This is a genomic window from Streptomyces triculaminicus (genome assembly GCF_017349075.1).
In the GTDB taxonomy this organism is placed as follows: Bacteria; Actinomycetota; Actinomycetes; order Streptomycetales; family Streptomycetaceae; genus Streptomyces; species Streptomyces triculaminicus.
Window position 1 is genome coordinate 119,579 of record NZ_JAFMOF010000003.1, and the last position, 18,240, is coordinate 137,818.

16 protein-coding genes and 1 pseudogene are annotated in these 18,240 nt (G+C 71.9%); 6 read left to right on the forward strand and 11 right to left on the reverse strand.

The features are described from left to right. Positions 1-15 precede the first annotated feature (15 nt). Positions 16-984 (reverse strand): hydrogen peroxide-inducible genes activator, encoded by a 969-nt coding sequence (locus tag J1792_RS19155; protein WP_372446162.1) that lies wholly within the window; start codon positions 982-984, stop codon positions 16-18. A 186-nt stretch (positions 985-1,170) separates the two neighbouring features. On the opposite strand from J1792_RS19155, the gene J1792_RS19160 reads away from it, so the two are divergent. Both J1792_RS19160 and J1792_RS19165 read left to right on the forward strand, forming a co-directional pair. Then, on the forward strand, positions 1,171-1,725 hold the full coding sequence (locus J1792_RS19160) for a peroxiredoxin (RefSeq protein ID WP_086570852.1): 555 nt from the start codon (positions 1,171-1,173) through the stop codon (positions 1,723-1,725). Positions 1,726-1,736: 11 nt separating this feature from the next. After that, positions 1,737-2,270, forward strand: coding sequence for an alkyl hydroperoxide reductase (locus J1792_RS19165; RefSeq protein ID WP_086570854.1), 534 nt, complete (start codon positions 1,737-1,739; stop codon positions 2,268-2,270). A gap of 215 nt (positions 2,271-2,485) precedes the next feature. Here the strand turns inward: J1792_RS19165 and J1792_RS19170 are convergent, their stop codons facing one another. The 5 genes from J1792_RS19170 to J1792_RS19190 all read right to left on the reverse strand — a co-directional run bounded on the left by J1792_RS19170 (position 2,486) and on the right by J1792_RS19190 (position 9,218). Further along, a complete protein-coding gene (locus tag J1792_RS19170) occupies positions 2,486-3,949 on the reverse strand; it encodes a catalase (RefSeq protein WP_207247893.1) in 1,464 nt (487 codons plus the stop codon). Positions 3,950-4,072: 123 nt separating this feature from the next. Beyond that, positions 4,073-6,166: an ATP-binding SpoIIE family protein phosphatase gene (locus J1792_RS19175; RefSeq protein WP_242705362.1), complete on the reverse strand. Its 2,094-nt coding sequence runs from the start codon at positions 6,164-6,166 to the stop codon at positions 4,073-4,075. A 58-nt stretch (positions 6,167-6,224) separates the two neighbouring features. Then, positions 6,225-6,935 (reverse strand): class I SAM-dependent DNA methyltransferase, encoded by a 711-nt coding sequence (locus J1792_RS19180; RefSeq protein ID WP_207247894.1) that lies wholly within the window; start codon positions 6,933-6,935, stop codon positions 6,225-6,227. An 88-nt stretch (positions 6,936-7,023) separates the two neighbouring features. Next, positions 7,024-7,722, reverse strand: coding sequence for a cytidylyl-2-hydroxypropylphosphonate hydrolase (gene fomD / locus J1792_RS19185; RefSeq protein WP_086570833.1), 699 nt, complete (start codon positions 7,720-7,722; stop codon positions 7,024-7,026). A 101-nt stretch (positions 7,723-7,823) separates the two neighbouring features. Beyond that, a complete protein-coding gene (locus J1792_RS19190; RefSeq protein WP_207247895.1) occupies positions 7,824-9,218 on the reverse strand; it encodes a class II fumarate hydratase in 1,395 nt (464 codons plus the stop codon). Between the two features lie 107 nt (positions 9,219-9,325). On the opposite strand from J1792_RS19190, the gene J1792_RS19195 reads away from it, so the two are divergent. After that, the gene (locus tag J1792_RS19195) at positions 9,326-10,849 is read left to right on the forward strand and encodes a ricin-type beta-trefoil lectin domain protein (protein ID WP_207247896.1); all 1,524 of its coding nucleotides are present in this window, start codon (positions 9,326-9,328) and stop codon (positions 10,847-10,849) included. Between the two features lie 45 nt (positions 10,850-10,894). Here J1792_RS19195 and J1792_RS19200 read toward each other — a convergent pair whose 3' ends face one another. Next, positions 10,895-12,607 carry a fumarate hydratase gene (locus tag J1792_RS19200; RefSeq protein ID WP_242646308.1) on the reverse strand — a complete coding sequence of 571 codons (1,713 nt, stop codon included), beginning with the start codon at positions 12,605-12,607 and terminating at the stop codon, positions 10,895-10,897. A gap of 155 nt (positions 12,608-12,762) precedes the next feature. Here J1792_RS19200 and J1792_RS19205 point away from each other — a divergent pair, with 155 nt between their 5' ends. Further along, the gene (locus J1792_RS19205) at positions 12,763-13,389 is read left to right on the forward strand and encodes a DUF1707 SHOCT-like domain-containing protein (RefSeq protein WP_307843047.1); all 627 of its coding nucleotides are present in this window, start codon (positions 12,763-12,765) and stop codon (positions 13,387-13,389) included. Positions 13,390-13,570: 181 nt separating this feature from the next. After that, the gene (locus J1792_RS19210) at positions 13,571-13,927 is read left to right on the forward strand and encodes a WhiB family transcriptional regulator (RefSeq protein ID WP_207247897.1); all 357 of its coding nucleotides are present in this window, start codon (positions 13,571-13,573) and stop codon (positions 13,925-13,927) included. 103 nt (positions 13,928-14,030) lie between these two features. Here the strand turns inward: J1792_RS19210 and glpX are convergent, their stop codons facing one another. Then, on the reverse strand, positions 14,031-15,062 hold the full coding sequence (gene glpX / locus J1792_RS19215; RefSeq protein ID WP_086575296.1) for a class II fructose-bisphosphatase: 1,032 nt from the start codon (positions 15,060-15,062) through the stop codon (positions 14,031-14,033). 180 nt (positions 15,063-15,242) lie between these two features. Between glpX and J1792_RS19220 the strand changes: the two genes are divergently transcribed. Next, entirely contained in the window at positions 15,243-15,785 is a 543-nt protein-coding gene (locus J1792_RS19220; RefSeq protein ID WP_086575298.1) for a DUF4245 domain-containing protein, read from the forward strand. A 158-nt stretch (positions 15,786-15,943) separates the two neighbouring features. Here the strand turns inward: J1792_RS19220 and J1792_RS19225 are convergent, their stop codons facing one another. From J1792_RS19225 to xseA, 3 genes and pseudogenes are all read right to left on the reverse strand, one after another. Beyond that, complete coding sequence (locus J1792_RS19225) at positions 15,944-16,534, reverse strand: malonic semialdehyde reductase (protein WP_086575304.1); 591 nt, start codon at positions 16,532-16,534, stop codon at positions 15,944-15,946. 90 nt (positions 16,535-16,624) lie between these two features. Next, positions 16,625-16,900, reverse strand: a complete 276-nt coding sequence (locus J1792_RS19230) for an exodeoxyribonuclease VII small subunit (RefSeq protein WP_086575300.1) — start codon at positions 16,898-16,900, stop codon at positions 16,625-16,627. Positions 16,901-16,910: 10 nt separating this feature from the next. Continuing rightward, positions 16,911-18,130, reverse strand: a pseudogene (gene xseA / locus J1792_RS19235) (exodeoxyribonuclease VII large subunit). Between the last annotated feature and the right edge of the window lie 110 nt (positions 18,131-18,240).

Below are 18,240 nucleotides of genomic sequence, written 5' to 3' on the forward strand. Positions count from 1 at the left end.
GTACGGCTCGGCCCGTCACTTCTCCACGATCCGCACCGGCAGCCGCGCCAGCTCGACGCGCAGCGCGGCCGCGAACTCCTCGAACTCGCCCTGGCGCGCCGCCCCGCTGCGCATCGCCAGCGCGACGCGCCGCGAGGGCGCCGGCTCGGCGAAGTCACCGGTGGCGAGCCGGTCGCTGCGGCCGGTCTCGACGCGCAGGGCCGTACGCGGCAGCAGGGTGACGCCCAGGCCGCCGCCGACGAGCTGCACCAGCGTGGAGAGCCCGGCGGCGCTCGTCGTCATCGCCGCGCCCTCGGCGCGCCCGGCCTCCCGGCAGATGTCGAGCGCCTGGTCGCGCAGGCAGTGCCCCTCGTCGAGGAGCAGCAGGTCCAGCTCGCGCAGCGCCTCCCGCGGAATGTCACCGCGCCCGGCCAGCCAGTGGTCGCAGGGGGTGACGAGCACGAAGTCCTCGTCGAAGAGCGGGATTTCGGCGACGCCGGGGGCGCCCAGCGGCACGGCGAGCAGCAGCAGGTCGAGGCGGCCGTGGGTGAGGCCGTCCAGCAGCGAGGAGGTCTGCTCCTCGTGGACCTGCAGGTCGAGGGCCGGGTAGGCGTCCTGGACCAGGCGCAGGACCGTGGGCAGCAGGTAGGGCGCCACGGTCGGGATGACGCCGAGCCGCAGCACGCCGGTGAAGGGCGCGCGGGCCGCGTCGGCCTCCTCCATGAAGTCGCTCACGGCGTCCAGGACCGTGCAGGCGCGCGCGGCGAGCCGCTCCCCCGCGGGCGAGAGCAGCACCTTTCTCGTCGTACGCTCGAGGAGCTGGATGCCGAGGGACTCCTCGAGCGCCGCGACGGCGCTCGAGAGCGCGGGCTGGCTCATGCCGATGGCCGTGGCCGCGTCGCGGAAGTGCAGGTGCTCGGCCACGGCGACGAAGGCGCGCAGCTGGCTGAGACTGGGCTGGCGGGGCCGCGCCGGCGGGATCCTTCCCGCCCCGGGCCGGCCCACCGCGGCCCGCCCCGGTCCCGGTTCCGGCTGCCCCTGGGCTATGGACGACGTCACTGATAACCACCTCCGATCAACACCACCCAGTCTAGCTATTTCCGCTATCAATGCCTCCTGTGGCACTGTGGTGGACGTCCAACCCGCAGGAAACCTTGTGAACAGGGGTTTCCTCAGTTGCAAGGAGAGCGCGTGCTCACTGTCGGTGACCAGTTCCCCCAGTACGACCTGACCGCCTGCGTGGACCTCGACGCGGACAAGGCCTTCAAGCAGATCGACAACAAGTCCTACGAGGGCAAGTGGCGCGTCGTCTTCTTCTGGCCCAAGGACTTCACCTTCGTCTGCCCGACCGAGATCGCCGCGTTCGGTCAGCTGAACGACGAGTTCGCCGACCGTGACGCCCAGATCCTCGGCGTCTCCGGCGACTCCGAGTTCGTCCACCACGCCTGGCGCAAGGACCACAAGGACCTGCGCGACCTGCCCTTCCCGATGCTGGCCGACGCCAAGCACGAGCTGATGCAGGCCTGCGGCGTCGAGGGCGAGGACGGCTACGCCCAGCGCGCCGTCTTCATCGTGGACCCGAACAACGAGATCCAGTTCGCCATGGTGACCGCCGGCTCCGTCGGCCGTAACCCCAAGGAGGTCCTGCGGGTCCTCGACGCCCTGCAGACGGACGAGCTGTGCCCCTGCAACTGGACCAAGGGCGAGGAGACCCTCGACGCGGTCAAGCTCCTCGCGGGCGAGTGAGCTGATTCCCCATGGCCCTCGATGAGCTGAAGTCCGCCATACCGGACTACGCCAAGGACCTGAAGCTGAACCTCGGCTCGGTCATCGGCAACTCCAACCTGCCGCAGCAGCAGCTGTGGGGCACCGTCCTCTCCTGCGCGATCGCGACCCGCTCGCCGATCGTGCTGCGCGAGCTGGAGCCGGAGGCCAAGGCCAACCTGTCGCCCGAGGCGTACACGGCCGCCAAGGCCGCCGCCGCCATCATGGCGATGAACAACGTCTACTACCGCACCCGGCACCTGCTGTCGGACCCGGAGTACGGCAACCTGCGCGCGGGCCTGCGGATGAACGTCATCGGCAACCCGGGCGTGGAGAAGGTCGACTTCGAGCTGTGGTCCCTGGCCGTCTCCGCCATCAACGGCTGCGGCATGTGCCTCGACTCTCACGAGCAGGTGCTGCGCAAGGCCGGTGTGGACCGCGAGACGATCCAGGAGGCGTTCAAGATCGCCTCCGTCCTGCAGGCCGTCGGCGCCACCCTGGACGCCGAGGCCGTGCTGAACGGCTGACGTTCACGAATACGGGCAAGGGCCCGCTCCGACCACTGGAACCCAGGGTCGGGGCGGGCCCTTGGCCATGGTGCTGTGGGTTGCCCTCCCACCTTGCGGCGGACATACCCGCGCCAGACGCTGTACCTGGGGTTGGCCTAGTCTGCTGGCTCCAGCCAGTCACGGTTCGACAACCTGCGTGCAAGGTCCCGATAGAGAAGAGTGACCGTTAGTGCTCAGCGGCCGTTGATCCTGGCGGCGATCCGGTCGCCCAGCGCCTTGTCGATCGCGCGCCAGTACTGCAGCGCCCGCTCCAGGACCGGGTCGCTCACGCCCGCAGACAGATGGCCGGCCACGTTGGAGGCCAGCCGCTCGCGCGCGGCGTCGTCGAGGACCTGGCGCACCATCGTGCCCGCCTGGCCCCAGTCGTCGTCCTCGCGGTGCAGGCGGTAGGCCTCGCGCACCATCTCGCCCGACGCCGCCCAGCCCGCGATCTCGCCGAAGCGGTGGGTGTCGGCGGCCGGGCCGCCGTAGGAGTTGGGCGCGTACGGCCGCGAGACGCGGGCGGGCTGGTAGCGCATGGGCCCGTCCTTGGCGTACGAGGCCACCGGCGCGTGCGGCCGGTTGGGCGGCAGCTGCTGGTAGTTGGGGCCGATGCGGTAGCGGTGGGTGTCGGGGTAGGAGAAGAGCCGGCCCAGCAGCATCTTGTCCGGGGAGGGGCCGATGCCGGGCACCATGCTGGAGGGCTCGAAGGCCGCCTGCTCGATGTGGACGAAGTGGTCCTCGGGGTTGCGGTCGAGCGTCATCCGCCCGACCTCGATCAGCGGATGGTCCGTGTGCGGCCACACCTTGGTGAGGTCGAAGGGGTTGAAGCGGTAGTCCGCCGCCGCCTCGAAGGGCATCACCTGGACGTACAGCGTCCACGAGGGCGCGTCGCCGTCCTCGATGGCCTCGTACAGGTCGCGGCGGTGCCGGTCCGCGTCGTGCCCGGCCAGCTCGTCCGCGTCGGCCTGGGTGAGGAACTCGACGCCCTGGTCGGTCCTGAAATGGTACTTGATCCAGAACTTCTCGCCGGCCTCGTTGACCCACAGGAAGGTGTGCGAGCCGTAGCCGTTCATGTGCCGCCAGGTCCTCGGTATGCCCCGGTCGCCCATCAGCCAGGTCACCATGTGCGCGGACTCCGGGGAGAGCGTCCAGAAGTCCCACTGCATGTCGTTGTCGCGCAGCCCGGTGCGCGGGTGGCGCTTCTGCGAGCGGATGAAGTCCTGGAACTTCTGCGGGTCGCGCACGAAGAAGACGGGGGTGTTGTTGCCGACCAGGTCGTAGTTCCCGTGCCGCGTGTAGAACTTGAGGGCGAAGCCGCGGGGGTCGCGCCAGGTGTCCGGCGATCCCAGCTCGCCGGCGACCGTCGAGAAGCGGGCCAGCAGGTCCGTGCGCCGGCCGGGCTGGAAGAGGTCGGCCTTGGTGTAGCGGCTGACGTCGCCCGTGACCTCGAAGTGCCCATAGGCGCCGCCGCCCTTGGCGTGGACCACGCGCTCGGGAACCCGCTCGCGGTTGAACTGGGCCATCTTCTCGATCAGATAGTGGTCCTGGAGCAGGATGGGCCCGGTGTCACCGATGGTGAGCGAGTGCTCGTCGCTCTCCACCGGGATGCCGGCGTTGTCCGTGGTGTACGGGATGCTCTGCGCCGAATCGGTCATGGGACGCCTCCCGGAACGATGACGGTGGGACGGGCGGATGCCTGCCCGTCCGCGGCGCGGTCAGTCTTTCGTTGCCGACAGTGCGTCGGCAACGAAAGAACGGACTCTGTCCGGAACTCGGTCTCAGCGCCCCTGAGAGGGCAGCGGCAGCTCGAACCAGACCACCTTCCCGGTGCTCAGCCGGGTCGCCCCCCACCGCCGCGCGAGCTTGTTGACCAGGTACAGGCCCCGGCCGCCCTCGTCCGAGGGCCGTGCCTGGCGCAGCCGGGGCAGCTGCGGGACGTCGTCGCCGACCTCGCAGCGCAGCACGTCCGTGCGCAGCAGACGCAGCGTGATCGGCCGCTCGGCGTACCGCACCGCATTGGTGATCACCTCGCTGACCAGCAGCTCCACCGAGTCCGACAGATCCTCCAGGCCCCAGCGCGTCAGCGCCCGGCGGGCCAGCCGGCGGGCCTGACGGGCCGTCTGCGGGCGCGGGTCGAGGAACCAGTAGGCGACGTCGCTCGGCGCGATCCCCTCGAAACGGGCCGCCAGCAGCGCGATGTCGTCGTCCCGGTCGCCCGGGCCGAGCATGCCCAGCACCTCGTCGCACAGCGGCTCCAGCGGCGGCGGGTTGGGGCCGGTCAGCCGGGCGGTGTCGATCAGCCGCTCGCGCAGCTGCTCTATGCCGGTCCACACGTCGCGTATCCGCGACTCCACCAGGCCGTCGGTGTAGAGCAGCAGCGTCGCCCCGGCGGGCGCGTCCAGCTCCACGGCCTCGAAGTCCACCCCGCCCACGCCGATCGGCGCGCCCGGCGGCACCCGCAGCACCTCCGCCCGGCCGCCGCGGTGCAGCAGGACGGGCGGGGGATGGCCGGCGTTGGCGATCACGATGCGGTGGGCGACCGGGTCGTAGACCGCGTACAGGCAGGTGGCCATGCGGTCGCTGCCCAGCCGCTGCGCCTGCTCGTCGAGGTGGTGCAGCACCTCCTGCGGGGGCAGGTCCAGGCCCGCCAGGGTCTGCGCGGTGGTGCGCAGCTGGCCCATGATGGCGGCGGAGGTCATGGAGTGGCCCATGACGTCGCCGACCACCAGCGCCACCCGGTTGCCGGGCAGCGGGATGGCGTCGTACCAGTCGCCGCCCACCCGGGCCGTCTCGGCCGCCGGGAGGTAGCGGCTGGCCAGCCGCACGCCGGTCGGCTGGGGCAGCGAGTCGGGCAGCATGGTGCGCTGCAGCTCGTCCGCGATGTAGACCTCGCGGCCGTAGAGCACGGCCTTGTCCACGCCCAGCGCGGTGTGGGTCGCCAGCTGCGCGGCGACCAGCAGGTCGTCGCCCTCGAAGGCGGGCCGGTCCATGCGGCGGATGAAGACCGCGGCCCCGATCACCCGCCGGCGGCCGCGCAGCGGCGCCAGGATCGTGCGCTGGCACAGCGGTACGTGCCGGCCCTCGCCCAGCAGTTCGGGGAGCGCCGCCCGCGCGGCCGAGGAGTCCCCGAACACGGGCCTGACCCCCCGCAGCACCTCCGCGAGCGGCCCGCCTATGCGCACCTCGCAGCGCTCGGCCGCCGCCTCCGCCAGCTCCGGGCCGGGGTCGGGCAGCCGCTCCGGCGGGGCGTCCGTGTCCTCACGATCCTCGCGGACGTACTCCGGCAGCCGGTCGGTGCGGCGCAGCCGCAGCACCACCGGGCCCACGGGCCGCTCGTCGCCGACGGGCAGCGGGTCGCGCAGGTAGACCAGGATCGCGTCGGCGAACGTCGGCACCGTGGCCCGGCACAGGCCCAGCACGATCTCGTCCAGGTCGATCCCGCGCGCGATGCGCCGCGTGGCCGCGCCCACGAACCGCAGCCGCTCGCCGCCGCCGGGGCCTCCGGCGGGCGTACGGGCCGCGTCGGCGGGGCCGGTGCCGCCGCCGTCCGGCGGACCGGCGGGGGACGGCACGCCGCCCGGACGGCCCGTGCGGTCCTCGTGGGAGGCGGGCCCGGCGGCGTCCGGGTGCTCGGCGGAGGCGTGCGCCTCGGCGCTCGCGCGCGCCCGCCGCTCCGGCTCGTGGTGGCCGTCGCGGCTGCCCTCGGTGCCGGTGTCGGCGGAGGCGTGGGCTTCGCCGTCGGCGTGCCGGGCGGCGGGGGCGGCGACGGCCTCGCGGCGCCGGTCGGCGGCCGCGGCGTCACCGGGCTCACGGTGCCCCTGGCCCGGCAGGGGCAAGGGGTGTCTTCCGTGGGAGTTGGAGTGCTCCGTCACGCGTGGGGTTCCATCCGTCGGGGCCGTGCGCCCCGCCCGGGGGCGGGACACACGTGGGTCAGACGCGGCGCAGGTTGAGAAAGAGCTGGATCTCGGGTGGTACGTCCGTACTCGCCGGGGCGTACGCCGGCGAGCTCTCCCCGGCGATGTCGAATCCCGCGTCGCGCACGACCTGGCGCAGTTCTTCCCGCAGGTATCCCGATACCCGGATCGTGTTGCCCAGGAACGGGATCGCGTAGTCGTCGACGTCCGCCTCGACCATCGAGAGCGCCATCAGGCCCCCGGGTCTGAGCAGGTCGTGCAGCATGCGCAGGGCGTACGGGATCTCCGGGCGCGGCAGCATCAGCAGCGCGAAGAAGGCGGCGACGCCGTCGAAGGTGCCCAGGTGCCCGTCGCGCAGATCGGCGAGGTCGCCCCGGTGGAAGGCGGCGTCCGGCACGTTGACGCGGGCCAGGTCGAGCATGCCGGGGGAGAGGTCGACACCGGTCACCTCGTGGCCCGCGGCGATCAGCTGACGGGCCGTCGGCAGGCCTGTGCCGCAGCCGACGTCGAGGATCCGGGAGCCCGGCGGCAGGGCGGCGGCCAGCCAGGCGCCGGCCGCGAGCTGGCCCTCCTTGTGCGGGAAGGCCTCGTCGTAACGGTCGCCGATGGCGTCGAACGCCTCGGCCTGTCCATTGCGGTCCAGCCCTAACCGGGCGTAGCCGTCGTAGTCCCGCCGGTCCTGACCGCCCACGGCTTCGCCCCTCCTGTGACCGTGACTTTCCTTCATCCTGCAGTGCCGTGCCGTCTCGCGAGTATCGCGGAGGCCGATCCTACGGTTGCCTCGCGGGGATTCGGCAAGCGTTTCCCGCTCCGATTCACGCCCCGATGCGCGTGGGAGTGCGGCCCCAGTCGCCCGGCAGCTCGGGAACCGTCCACCCCGGGTCCGGCCGCCACCCCTCCCAGCCCGCCGTGAACGGCGCGTCCCAGGCCTCGATCAGCTCGACCGCCGCGCGCCCCGCGGCCCGTACCCGCTCGGCCCGGTCGGCGGGCATCAGGCCGGCGCGCTGCGCCTGCGCGAACTCGTCCTCGTCCTTCCACTCCCAACTGCGGTCGGGGTAGACGGCGATGTCCAGGAAGTGGTCCTCGGAGTCGACGCCGCCGGCCCAGCGCGCGAGCGGTTCCTCGAGATTCACGTACCAGTTCCGGAAGCGCCAGTCGAGGTCCCAGAACAGCCAGACCGACCAGGGGTCGCCGGGCCGGGCGAGCTTGAGCACCCCGGGCCCGAACCAGCGGGTGACGGACGTGGCGCGCGGCTTGGTGTAGCGGGTGGCCAGCGGCTCGCGGTGGACGGGGGTGCCGTCGGCGAGGACCGGCTTGACGCAGTCGGTGCCGGGGGCCATCCAGACGGCGAGCAGCTCGTCGGTGTCCTCGACGACGGTGACGGGACGGCAGATGTGGATGCGGCCCTCGGTGCCGGGTCTGGTGTTGCCGCGGTAACGCCAGAGGATGTGGCTCCCCGGTGCCCAGTGGGCGGTGCCCGCCCCGCCCGTCGTCCCCGTCGTGTCCGCTGTCATGCGGAGATCTTAGGTGCCCGGGGCACCGATGCGCGGGGAAGTCCGCCGTGATGTGTACCGCAAAGGTACGGGCCAAAGGCCCGTACCCGTCCGGGCGCGCCTCAGGGGCGGGTCATGCGCAGCACGTCGAGGGCCTCGTCGAGCTGCTCCAGGGTGAGCAGGCCGCGCTCCACGTAGCCGGCCTCCAGGACGACCTCGCGGATGGTCCTGCGCTCGGCGAGGGACTTCTTGGCCACCTTCGCGGCCTCCTCGTAGCCGATGTAGCGGTTCAGCGGCGTGACGACCGACGGGGAGGACTCGGCGTACTCGCGGGCCCGCTCCACGTTGGCGGTGATGCCGTCGATCGTGCGGTCGGCCAGCAGGCGGGAGGCGGCGGCCAGCAGCCGGATGGACTCCAGGAGGTTCTTCGCCATGACCGGGAGCATCACGTTGAGCTCGAAGTTCCCGGCGGCGCCGGCGGTGGCGACGGTGGCGTCGTTGCCGGTGACCTGGGCGGCCACCATCAGGACGGCCTCGCAGACGACCGGGTTGACCTTCCCCGGCATGATCGAGGAGCCGGGCTGGAGGTCGGGCAGGTTGATCTCGGCGAGGCCGGTGCGCGGGCCGGAGGCCATCCAGCGCAGATCGTTGGCGATCTTGGTGAGCCCGACGGCGATGGTGCGCAGCTGGCCGCTGGTCTCCACCAGGCCGTCGCGCGCGCCCTGCGCCTCGAAGTGGTCGCGGGCCTCGGTCAGCGGCAGACCGGTGGTGCGGGCGACCTCGGCGATGACGGCGCCGGAGAAGCCCGGCGGGGTGTTGATGCCCGTGCCCACGGCCGTGCCGCCCAGGGGGAGTTCGGCGAGCCGCGGCAGGGAGGAGCGCAGCCGCTCGACGCCGTACCGGACCTGGGCGGCGTACCCGCCGAACTCCTGACCGAGCGTCACCGGCGTCGCGTCCATCAGGTGCGTCCGGCCGGACTTGACGACCTCGGCGAACTCCTCCGCCTTGCGCTCCAGCGAGGCCGCCAGGTGCTCGAGCGCCGGGACGAGGTCGGCGGTGACGGCGGCCGTGGCGGCGATGTGGATGGAGGACGGGAAGACGTCGTTGGACGACTGGCTGGCGTTGACGTGGTCGTTGGGGTGGACCGGTCTGCCGAGCCGCTCGCCGGCGAGGGTGGCGATGACCTCGTTCGCGTTCATGTTCGAGGACGTGCCGGAGCCGGTCTGGAAGACGTCGACGGGGAAGTGCTCGTCCCAGCGGCCCTCGACGACCTCGGCCGCCGCGTCCGCGATGGCCCCGGCCACGTCCTTGTCGAGCACGCCCAGTTCGGCGTTCACCTTCGCCGCCGCCGCCTTGATCCGGCCCAGCGCGGCGATGTGCGCCCGCTCCAGGCGCTGCCCGCTGACGGGGAAGTTCTCGACGGCCCGCTGGGTCTGTGCCCGCCACTTGGCGTGCGCGGGGACGCGCACCTCGCCCATCGAGTCGTGCTCGAGCCGGTACTGCTCGCTGTCGGTCATGGTCACTTACCTCCTGACAAACACAAGGTTTGTCTTGTCCATCCTGTTCCCAAAGCCACAACCGACTAGTAAATACCGCTGGTAACAACAGAACTCGGGGAGGCTTCATGACACGCAGACCCACCCTGCGATGTTCCCTCGCCGCGCTGGCGGCACTCGCCGCCGCGTTCGGCGGACTGACCGTCACCGCTCCCGGCGCGGCCGCACAGCCCCGCGCCGCCGCCACCGCGTCCACCCCCCTGCCGCCCGAGCTGGAGAAGCTCCGCGCCGCAGAGGCCGTGCGGCTCTACGGCGACCCCGCCGAGCGCCCCTTACAGGAACGCAAGACCTCCCTCGTCTCCCTCGGCGACAGCGAGATCTCCGGCGAGGGCGTCGGCACCTACGAACCGGGCACCAACGGCCCCGACAACTGGTGCCACCGCTCGCCCGACGCCGCCGTCCACCGCACCGCCATAGGCGCCGACGTCACCTACAACGTCGCCTGCTCCGGCGCGTCCACCGCCAACATCCGCATCGGCGGCAGCAAGCAGTACGCCGACGAGCTCGTGCAGAGCGACGCCCTGGCCGTCAAGGCCCGCGCCACCCGCGTGAAGATGGTGCTGCTCGTCGCGGGCGCCAACGACGACCTGCAGTTCGGCCCCGTGATGACCGACTGCGTCACCCGCTACCTCACCCTCCAGGGCCCCTGCGAGCCGAAGTACGCCCCCGCCTGGCAGTCCCGCGTCGACGGCCTGGTGCCCAAGGTCGAGCAGACCGTACGGGACCTGCGCAAGGTGATGACGGACGCCGGGTACGCGAGCGGCGACTACAAGCTCGTCGTCATGGGCTACCCCAGCCCCATCGGCCCCGACTTCGAGGACAACCCCGGCTACCGCGGCAAGCTCCTCGACGGCTGCGTCGGCCACACCTCCGACTCCGTGTGGGGCCGTAACCAGGCCGTCCCCGCCTTCGAGCGCGGGATGCGCAAGGCCGCCCGGGACACCGGCGCCGTCTACCTCGACAACTCCCGGCTCTTCCACGGCCACGAGGTCTGCATGGAGGACACCTGGGCCCGCGGCCTCTACGTCGACGTGACCAACCCCTTCCCGCCGAACGAGAACTCCGTACGGCAGTCCTTCCACCCCAACTTCCGGGGCCACGGCGCCTTCGCGTCCTGCCTGACGCAGATCTACCTCTCCGGCTACCAGGAGGCGGGCTGCGCCGACCCGGCGAGCACCGGGAAGCCCGTGCTGCACAAGGGCGCCTGGGACGACGCGTACAAGCCGCTGAAGAGCGCGGCGACGGGCACCTGCGTGGACGCGTACGGGGCCGCCAGCGCCAACGGCACCCAGGTCGGCGGCTGGCCGTGCTCGGGGAGCCGCAACCAGGACTGGTGGTACGACGCGGGGAACGGCTCGCTGCACTCCGCGCTGACGCACGACCGGTGCGTGGACGTGCCGGGCGGGAAGTACGCGGCGGGCGCGGCCGTGGCGCTGTGGAACTGCCACGGGGGCGCCAACCAGCGGTTCACGAAGTCCGGCTCGACGTTCCGCCCGTCGGCGGCGCAGGACCTGTGCCTGACGCTGGCGGGGGCGAAGGAGCCGGTGCGGCTGCAGAAGTGCGACGGCTCGGCGTCGCAGAGCTTCGCGTAGCCGGTCCTCCTGTGGGCCCCGGTGCGGGGCCCACAGGAGCACGGGTCACTTGCGGACGGGGATGGACGTGAAGGTCGGCGCCGGGGACGGGTCGACGAAGAAGTCGTTGCCCTTGTCGTCGACGACGATGAACGCCGGGAAGTCCTCGACCTCGATCTTCCAGACGGCCTCCATGCCGAGCTCCTCGTACTCGAGGACCTCGACCTTCTTGATGCAGTCCTGGGCCAGGCGGGCGGCCGGGCCGCCGATCGAGCCGAGGTAGAAGCCGCCGTGCGCGCCGCAGGCGTCGGTGACCTGCTTGCTGCGGTTGCCCTTGGCCAGCATGACCTTGGAGCCGCCCGCGGCCTGGAACTGCTCGACGTAGGAGTCCATGCGGCCGGCCGTCGTCGGGCCGAACGAGCCGGAGGCGTAGCCCTCGGGGGTCTTGGCCGGGCCGGCGTAGTAGACCGGGTGGTCCTTGAGGTACTGCGGCATCTCCTCGCCCGCGTCCAGCCGCTCCTTGATCTTCGCGTGGGCGATGTCGCGGGCGACGACCAGCGGGCCGGTCAGCGAGAGCCGGGTCTTGACCGGGTACTTGGTCAGCTCGGCGAGGACCTCGTCCATCGGACGGTTGAGGTCGATCCTGACGACGTCGCCGTCCGACTCCAGGCCCGCGGCGGAGCCGCCATTGAGTTCAGCGTCGGTGGTCTCCGGCAGGAAGCGCGCCGGGTCCTTCTCCAGCTGCTCGAGGAAGACGCCCTCGGCGGTGATCTTCGCGACGGCCTGGCGGTCGGCGGAGCAGGAGACGGCGATGGCGACGGGCAGCGAGGCACCGTGGCGCGGCAGCCGGACCACGCGGACGTCGTGACAGAAGTACTTGCCGCCGAACTGGGCGCCGATGCCGATCTTCTGCGTCAGCTCGAAGACCTTCTCCTCCAGCTCCTTGTCGCGGAAGCCGTGACCGGTGGGGGAGCCCTCGGTGGGCAGCTCGTCGAGGTAGTGCGCGGAGGCGTACTTCGCGGTCTTGAGCGCGAACTCCGCGGACGTGCCGCCCACGACGATCGCCAGGTGGTACGGCGGGCACGCGGCGGTGCCCAGCGAACGGATCTTCTCCTCCAGGAACTTCATCATGGAGGCCTCGTTGAGGACCGCCTTGGTCTCCTGGTAGAGGAAGGACTTGTTGGCCGAGCCGCCGCCCTTGGCCATGAAGAGGAACTTGTACGCGCCGCCGTCGGTCGCGTACAGCTCGATCTGCGCGGGCAGGTTGGAGCCGGTGTTCTTCTCGTCCCACATCGTCAGCGGGGCCATCTGCGAGTACCGCAGGTTGAGCTGGGTGTAGGCGTCGAAGATGCCGTGCGAGAGGGCCTTGGCGTCCTCGCCCTCGGTGAGCACGTTCTGCCCGCGCTTGCCCATGACGATCGCCGTGCCGGTGTCCTGGCACATCGGCAGCACGCCGGCGGCCGCGATGTTGGCGTTCTTCAGCAGGTCGAGGGCGACGAAGCGGTCGTTCGGGGAGGCCTCGGGGTCGTCGAGGATCCTGCGCAGCTGGGCGAGGTGGGCCGGGCGCAGGTAGTGCGAGATGTCGTGCATCGCCTCGGCGGCCAGCTTGCGCAGCGCCTCGGGCTCGACCTTGAGGAAGGTACGGCCGTCGGCCTCGAAGGTGGAGACACCCTCGGAGGTGATCAGGCGGTACTCCGTGGTGTCCTCGCCCGTGGGCAGCAGGTCGGTGTAGGCGAACGCAGGGTGGGTCGGGCGGGGGTAGCGGACATCGGAGGCCATTCCTCACTCGGCAGACGGCTGTGTGCCGGCATCTTCGACAGCACTGAAACAGCGTAGAACCCTGTCGGGGGGCGCAGGAGGTGAGGTAAGACTCACTCGACGCCCGCCTCCCGCACGGGCTATCGCGATCTATCGCGTTTCGCTACGCTGCCTTCGTGGACCACTCATCACTGCGCGCCTCCGACGCCGACCGCGACCGGACGGCCGGGATCCTGCGCGACGCCCTCGCCGAGGGGCGGCTGACGGCCGAGGAGCACGCCGAGCGGATCGACGCGGTCTACGAGGCCAGGACGCTCGGCCAGCTGGAGCCGCTGGTGCGCGACCTGCCCGGCGGGCACGGCCCCGCCGCGGAAACCGCCGCCGCGACCGCCTCCACGCGCCCGTACGGTGCTTCCGTGCGCCCCGCGCCGATGGCGAGCGAGAACGCCGTCGCCGTGTTCGGCGGCGCCACCCGCCGCGGCCGCTGGCGCCCGGCGCCGCGCACGAATGTGCTGGCCCTGTTCGGCGGCGTGGAGATCGACCTGACCGAGGCGTTCTTCGAGCAGCGGGAGATCGTCCTCAACGTCTGGGCCGTCTTCGGCGGAGTCGAGATCAGGGTGCCGGAAAACGTCTCCCTCCGGGGCGCCGGATCCGGCGTCTTCGGCGCCTTCGACGTGCAGACCGTCGAGGCCCCGGACCCGGACGCCCCGGTCGTCGTGGTCACGGGCTTCGCCGTTTTCGGCGCTGCGGAGGCGAAGCCCCGCAAGGGCAGGCGGCTGAAGAACCTCCGGGCGGCCAACTGACCGTCGCCGCGCGGTAACCGAGGGCATTCCGGTCATGGCAACGGTGTGAATAAGCTCGCGCACAGCGGGTAAAGCTTGGTGCATCGTCTCTCGTACGGCTGCGGGTGCGAATGGCCGTGCGCGCCGAGGCGGGCAAAGGTGACTCAAATCGGCCCAGCAAAGCCGTCGTCAGGAGTAGACCGTGCTGCTACCGCATCAGCCCCTGCAGGAAGCCGCCGTACCGTCCCAGCGGATTTCCGCTCGGGAACAGGCCGGCCCCTGGCATTCGGAGGCGGTGTGCCGCCGGGATGAAGCCGGGCTGTTCTTCGCACCATCAAAGGAGCCAACCGCCGCCCGTCTTTCCCGGGAAGAGGCCGCCAAACGCGTCTGCGCCCGTTGCCCCGTCATGGTCGAGTGCCGCGAGCACGCCCTGCTGCAGCCGGAGCCCTACGGAGTGTGGGGCGGGCTGACGGCGGCCGAGCGGCGCGTCGTGCTCGCCCGCCGCCGGCGGCGCGAGGCGGAGCTGCAGCGGTCCACACGCATCGCCGCGGCGGGCTGAACGCCCGCGCAGGGGACACATCGGGCCGGGCCCCGCCGTCTGACGGCGGGGCCCGGCCCGTTGAGCGCTCCGTTCCCCGGTGTGCCCTGCCGGGGTGCCCGGATCAGCTGGGGCGCTCGAAGTCGACCGAGCTGTAGGCGCGCAGCTTCGACAGCCGGTGCTCGGAGTCGATCAGACGGATCGTGCCCGACTTGGAGCGCATGACCAGCGACTGCGTGGTCGCCGTCTCGGCGCGGTAGCGCACGCCGCGCAGCAGCTCGCCGTCGGTGATGCCGGTGGCGACGAAGAAGACGTTCTCGCCGCTGACCAGGTCCTCGGTGTGCAGGACGCGGTCCAGGTCGTGGCCGGCGGCGAGGGCGCGCTCGCGCTCCTCGTCGTCCTTCGGCCACAGCTTGGCCTGGATGGTGCCGCCCAGGCACTTCATCGCGCAGGCCGCGATGATGCCCTCGGGCGTGCCGCCGACGCCCAGCAGGAGGTCCACGCCGGTGCCCTCGCGGGCCGCCATGATCGCGCCGGCCACGTCGCCGTCGGAGATGAACTTGATGCGGGCGCCCGCCTCGCGGATGTCCTTGACCAGACCGTCGTGGCGGGGGCGGTCCAGGACGACGACCGTGACGTCCTCGACGGAGGAACGCTTCGCCTTGGCGATGCGGCGGATGTTGACCGCGACCGGGGCGTCGATGTCGACGAAGTCGGCGGCCTCGGGGCCGGTCACCAGCTTGTCCATGTAGAAGACCGCGGACGGGTCGAACATGGTGCCGCGCTCGGCGACGGCCATCACGGAGACGGCGTTGGCCATGCCCTTGGCGGTCAGCGTCGTGCCGTCCACCGGGTCCACGGCGACGTCGCACTCCGCGCCGGTCCCGTCGCCCACGCGCTCGCCGTTGTAGAGCATCGGGGCGTTGTCCTTCTCGCCCTCGCCGATCACGACGACACCGTTCATCGACACGGTGTGGATCAGTGCGCGCATGGCCCGCACGGCCGCGCCGTCCGCGCCGTTCTTGTCGCCACGGCCCACCCAGCGGCCCGAGGCCATCGCACCCGCCTCGGTGACGCGGACGAGCTCCAGCGCCAGGTTGCGGTCGGGCGCCTCCGGGCTGACTACCAGCTGGGACGGCAAGTGATGATCGCTCATCGGGGCGCACCTTTCTGTACGGCAACGGCCGTGGGGCCCCTCCTTCCCCGGGTGGGCCAGGAGGGTGAGGGTGCTGATGACTTTATCGGTTCATTGCGAGAGTGAGCAGGGCGCCCCACGCATGAGCGGCGTAAAGGTCCGCTGTCAAGATCAAGAACGGCATGGGGGACCATAGGGGGCGTGGCAGGTAGGAACCCGAAGGCTCAGACGATCCGGAACATGCTGCTCGCGATGGCGGTGGTGATCCCGGTCGCGGGCATCAGCTATGTCTTCATCCCGCACGACCAGGACGGCGATCCCGTCCCCACGGTCGGCTACCGGGTGGAGCTCGACACGGCCCGGCGCGCCGCGCCGTACGCCGTGGCCGCCCCGGAGGGTCTGGGCGACGACTGGCGGGCGACCTCGGTGTCGTACCGGCCGAAGGGCGAGCTGGGCTCGGTCTGGCACCTGGGCTTCCTCGACCCGCAGACCGAGTACGTGGCCGTCGAGCAGAGCGACGGCCCGGCCCGCGCCTTCGTCGACGACGTGAGCCGGCGCGCGGAGAAGACGGGGAAGACCCAGCGCGTCGGCGGCGCCGAGTGGCAGCGCTACCAGGGGCCGAAGTACAACGCACTGGTGCGCGAGGAGAAGGGCGTCACCACGGTCGTCACCGGGACCGCCTCGTACGAGCGGCTCGGGGAGATGGCCGGGGCGCTCAAGGCCGCCAAGGGTCCCAAGAACTAGACACCCGGCCATGAGCGGTGCTCATGGATGCCGGTGACGGCCGTCCGCCATGAACGCCGCTCATGAATGCCGGAACGACGAGAGCCCGGGCCTCGGCCCGGGCTCTCGTCATGCGCGAAGCCGCTTTTTCCGCTGCTTCACGGCCTGTCTCGCCGCCGTCAGACGGTGGTGACGACCTGCTCGAAGGACAGGCGCGGCGAGCGCGGGCGGAAGGCGTCCTCGCCCGGCTTGCCGATGTTGACGATCATCAGCGGGGTGTGGTCGTCGTCGAGGAACTCCTTCTGCACGCCCGCGAAGTCGAAGCCGGTCATCGGGCCGGCGGCCAGGCCGGCGGCGCGGATGCCGAGGAGGAAGTAGCCGGCCTGCAGGGCGGCGTTGGCGGCGGCGGACTGCTCGCGGACCGGGCGCTCGCTGAAGAAGAGGTCCTTGGCCTGCGGGAAGTGCGGCATCAGGGCCGGCAGCTCCTCGTGGAACTCGTTGTCCGCGGCGAGGATCGCGACGAGCGGGGCGGAGACCGTCTTGGCGCGGTTACCCTCGGCCATCAGCGGCGCCAGGCGCTCGCGGGCCTCGGCGGAGCGGACCAGGACGATGCGCAGCGGCGACTGGTTGAAGGCGGTCGGCGCGAGCTTGATCAGGTCGTAGATCGCCTGGACCTGCTCGTCGGTGACGGGCTCGTCGGAGAAGGTGTTGGCGGTGTGGGCCTCGCGGAAGAGGAGGTCCTGGGCTGCGGAGTCAAGGGCGAGAGTCATGACCCCCACCATAGGGAGCGGTATGTGAAATTTCAACTAAACGGGCGGCAGGGTGGCGTACGTCACGTCGGCCCGCGGTTTAGTGCCTGATCACTCGTCGGTCGCGGAAGCGCCGGATGCGCCCTCTTCCCGCTCTTCCTGCGCCAGCGCCGCGTCCAGCCGGGCCCGGGCGCCGTCCAGCCAGCGGCGGCACACCTTCGCCAGCTCCTCGCCGCGCTCCCACAGGGCCAGCGACTCCTCGAGCGTCGTGCCGCCGGCCTCCAGCCGACGCACCACGTCGATCAGCTCGTCCCGCGCCTGCTCGTAGCCCAGCGCGTTCGCGGTCGCCGTCGCGGCCGTCGCGTTCCCGTCCGATGTCGTCGCCATGCCGGACAGCCTATGCGGGGGGTGCGACAACGGGCCGTACCGCGAACTCGCCCTCCGCGACCCGCGCCCGCAGCTCCTCGTCAGGCCCGACCTCGTCGGCCGCGCGGACCACCCGCCCGTCCTCGTGCTGCAGGACCGCGTAGCCCCGCCGCAGCGTCGCCGCCGGGGACAGGGCGACCACGCGCGCGTGGGTGTGCGTCAGCTCCGAGTGCGCCCGGTCCAGCAGATGGCCCAGGGTGCGCCGGGAGCGGTCGGTGAGGGCGTCGATCTGCTCCGCGCGCTCGTCCACCATCCGCTGGGGCCGCTCCATGCACGGACGCGCCCGCGCGGCCGCCAGACCGCGCTCCTCGCGGTCCAGGTGGGCGGTGACGCAGCGCAGGGCGCGCTCGCGCAGGTGTTGTACGCGGGTGAGCTCCTCGCCCACGTCCGGCACGACCCGCTTCGCCGCGTCGGTGGGCGTGGACGCGCGCAGGTCGGCGACCAGGTCGAGCAGGGGGGTGTCCGGCTCGTGGCCGATCGCCGACACCACGGGCGTACGGCAGGCCGCCACGGTCCGCACCAGCTGCTCGTCCGAGAACGGCAGCAGGTCCTCCACGCTGCCGCCGCCGCGCGCCACGATGATCACGTCGACGCCGGGGTGGGCCTCGAGCTCCTTGACGGCCTCGATGACGCTCGGGACCGCGTGCACGCCCTGCACGGGGACGTTGCGCACCTCGAAGCGGACGGCGGGCCAGCGGTGGCGGGCGTTCTCCAGGACGTCGCGCTCGGCGGCGGAGGCGCGGCCGCAGACCAGGCCGATGAGCTGCGGCAGGAACGGCAGCGCGCGCTTGCGGTCGGCGGCGAACAGGCCCTCGGCGGCCAGCGACTTCTTCAGCTGCTCCAGGCGCGCGAGGAGCTCGCCGACGCCGACGGGGCGGATCTCGGCGGCGCGGAGCGAGAGCTGGCCGCGCGGCGCGTACCACTCGGGGCGGGCGTGCACGACGACGCGCGCGCCCTCGGAGACGACGTCGGCGACGCGGTCGAAGACGGCGCGGTAACAGGTGACGGACAGGGAGACGTCATGAGAGGGGTCGCGCAGCGTCAGGAACACCACGCCGGCACCGGGGCGACGCGAGAGCTGGGTGATCTGACCCTCGACCCAGACGGCGCCGAGGCGGTCGATCCAGCCGCCGATGAGGCGGGAGACCTGACCGACGGGAAGGGGGCGTCGGGAGAGGTGGTCGCGGCCATGCGGTCGAGCGTATCGGGGCGGGGTGACATGTGGTGCGGGTCCGGGGCGGGACGGGGCGGGCCCTTCCCTACGCCGCCCTCCGCACCACCGCACGCTGGACGGCCAGCAC

Excerpts from the sequence above, each read along its gene's own strand:
- fomD (WP_086570833.1), bottom strand. The coding sequence starts at position 7,722 with ATGACAGCGGACACGACGGGGACGACGGGCGGGGCGGGCACCGCCCAC.
- J1792_RS19190 (WP_207247895.1), bottom strand. The coding sequence starts at position 9,218 with ATGACCGACAGCGAGCAGTACCGGCTCGAGCACGACTCGATGGGCGAG.
- J1792_RS19225 (WP_086575304.1), bottom strand. The coding sequence starts at position 16,534 with ATGACTCTCGCCCTTGACTCCGCAGCCCAGGACCTCCTCTTCCGCGAG.
- glpX (WP_086575296.1), bottom strand. The coding sequence starts at position 15,062 with ATGAGCGATCATCACTTGCCGTCCCAGCTGGTAGTCAGCCCGGAGGCG.
- J1792_RS19170 (WP_207247893.1), bottom strand. The coding sequence starts at position 3,949 with ATGACCGATTCGGCGCAGAGCATCCCGTACACCACGGACAACGCCGGC.
- J1792_RS19180 (WP_207247894.1), bottom strand. The coding sequence starts at position 6,935 with ATGAAGGAAAGTCACGGTCACAGGAGGGGCGAAGCCGTGGGCGGTCAG.
- J1792_RS19165 (WP_086570854.1), top strand. The coding sequence starts at position 1,737 with ATGGCCCTCGATGAGCTGAAGTCCGCCATACCGGACTACGCCAAGGAC.
- J1792_RS19200 (WP_242646308.1), bottom strand. The coding sequence starts at position 12,607 with ATGGCCTCCGATGTCCGCTACCCCCGCCCGACCCACCCTGCGTTCGCC.
- J1792_RS19230 (WP_086575300.1), bottom strand. The coding sequence starts at position 16,900 with ATGGCGACGACATCGGACGGGAACGCGACGGCCGCGACGGCGACCGCG.
- J1792_RS19195 (WP_207247896.1), top strand. The coding sequence starts at position 9,326 with ATGACACGCAGACCCACCCTGCGATGTTCCCTCGCCGCGCTGGCGGCA.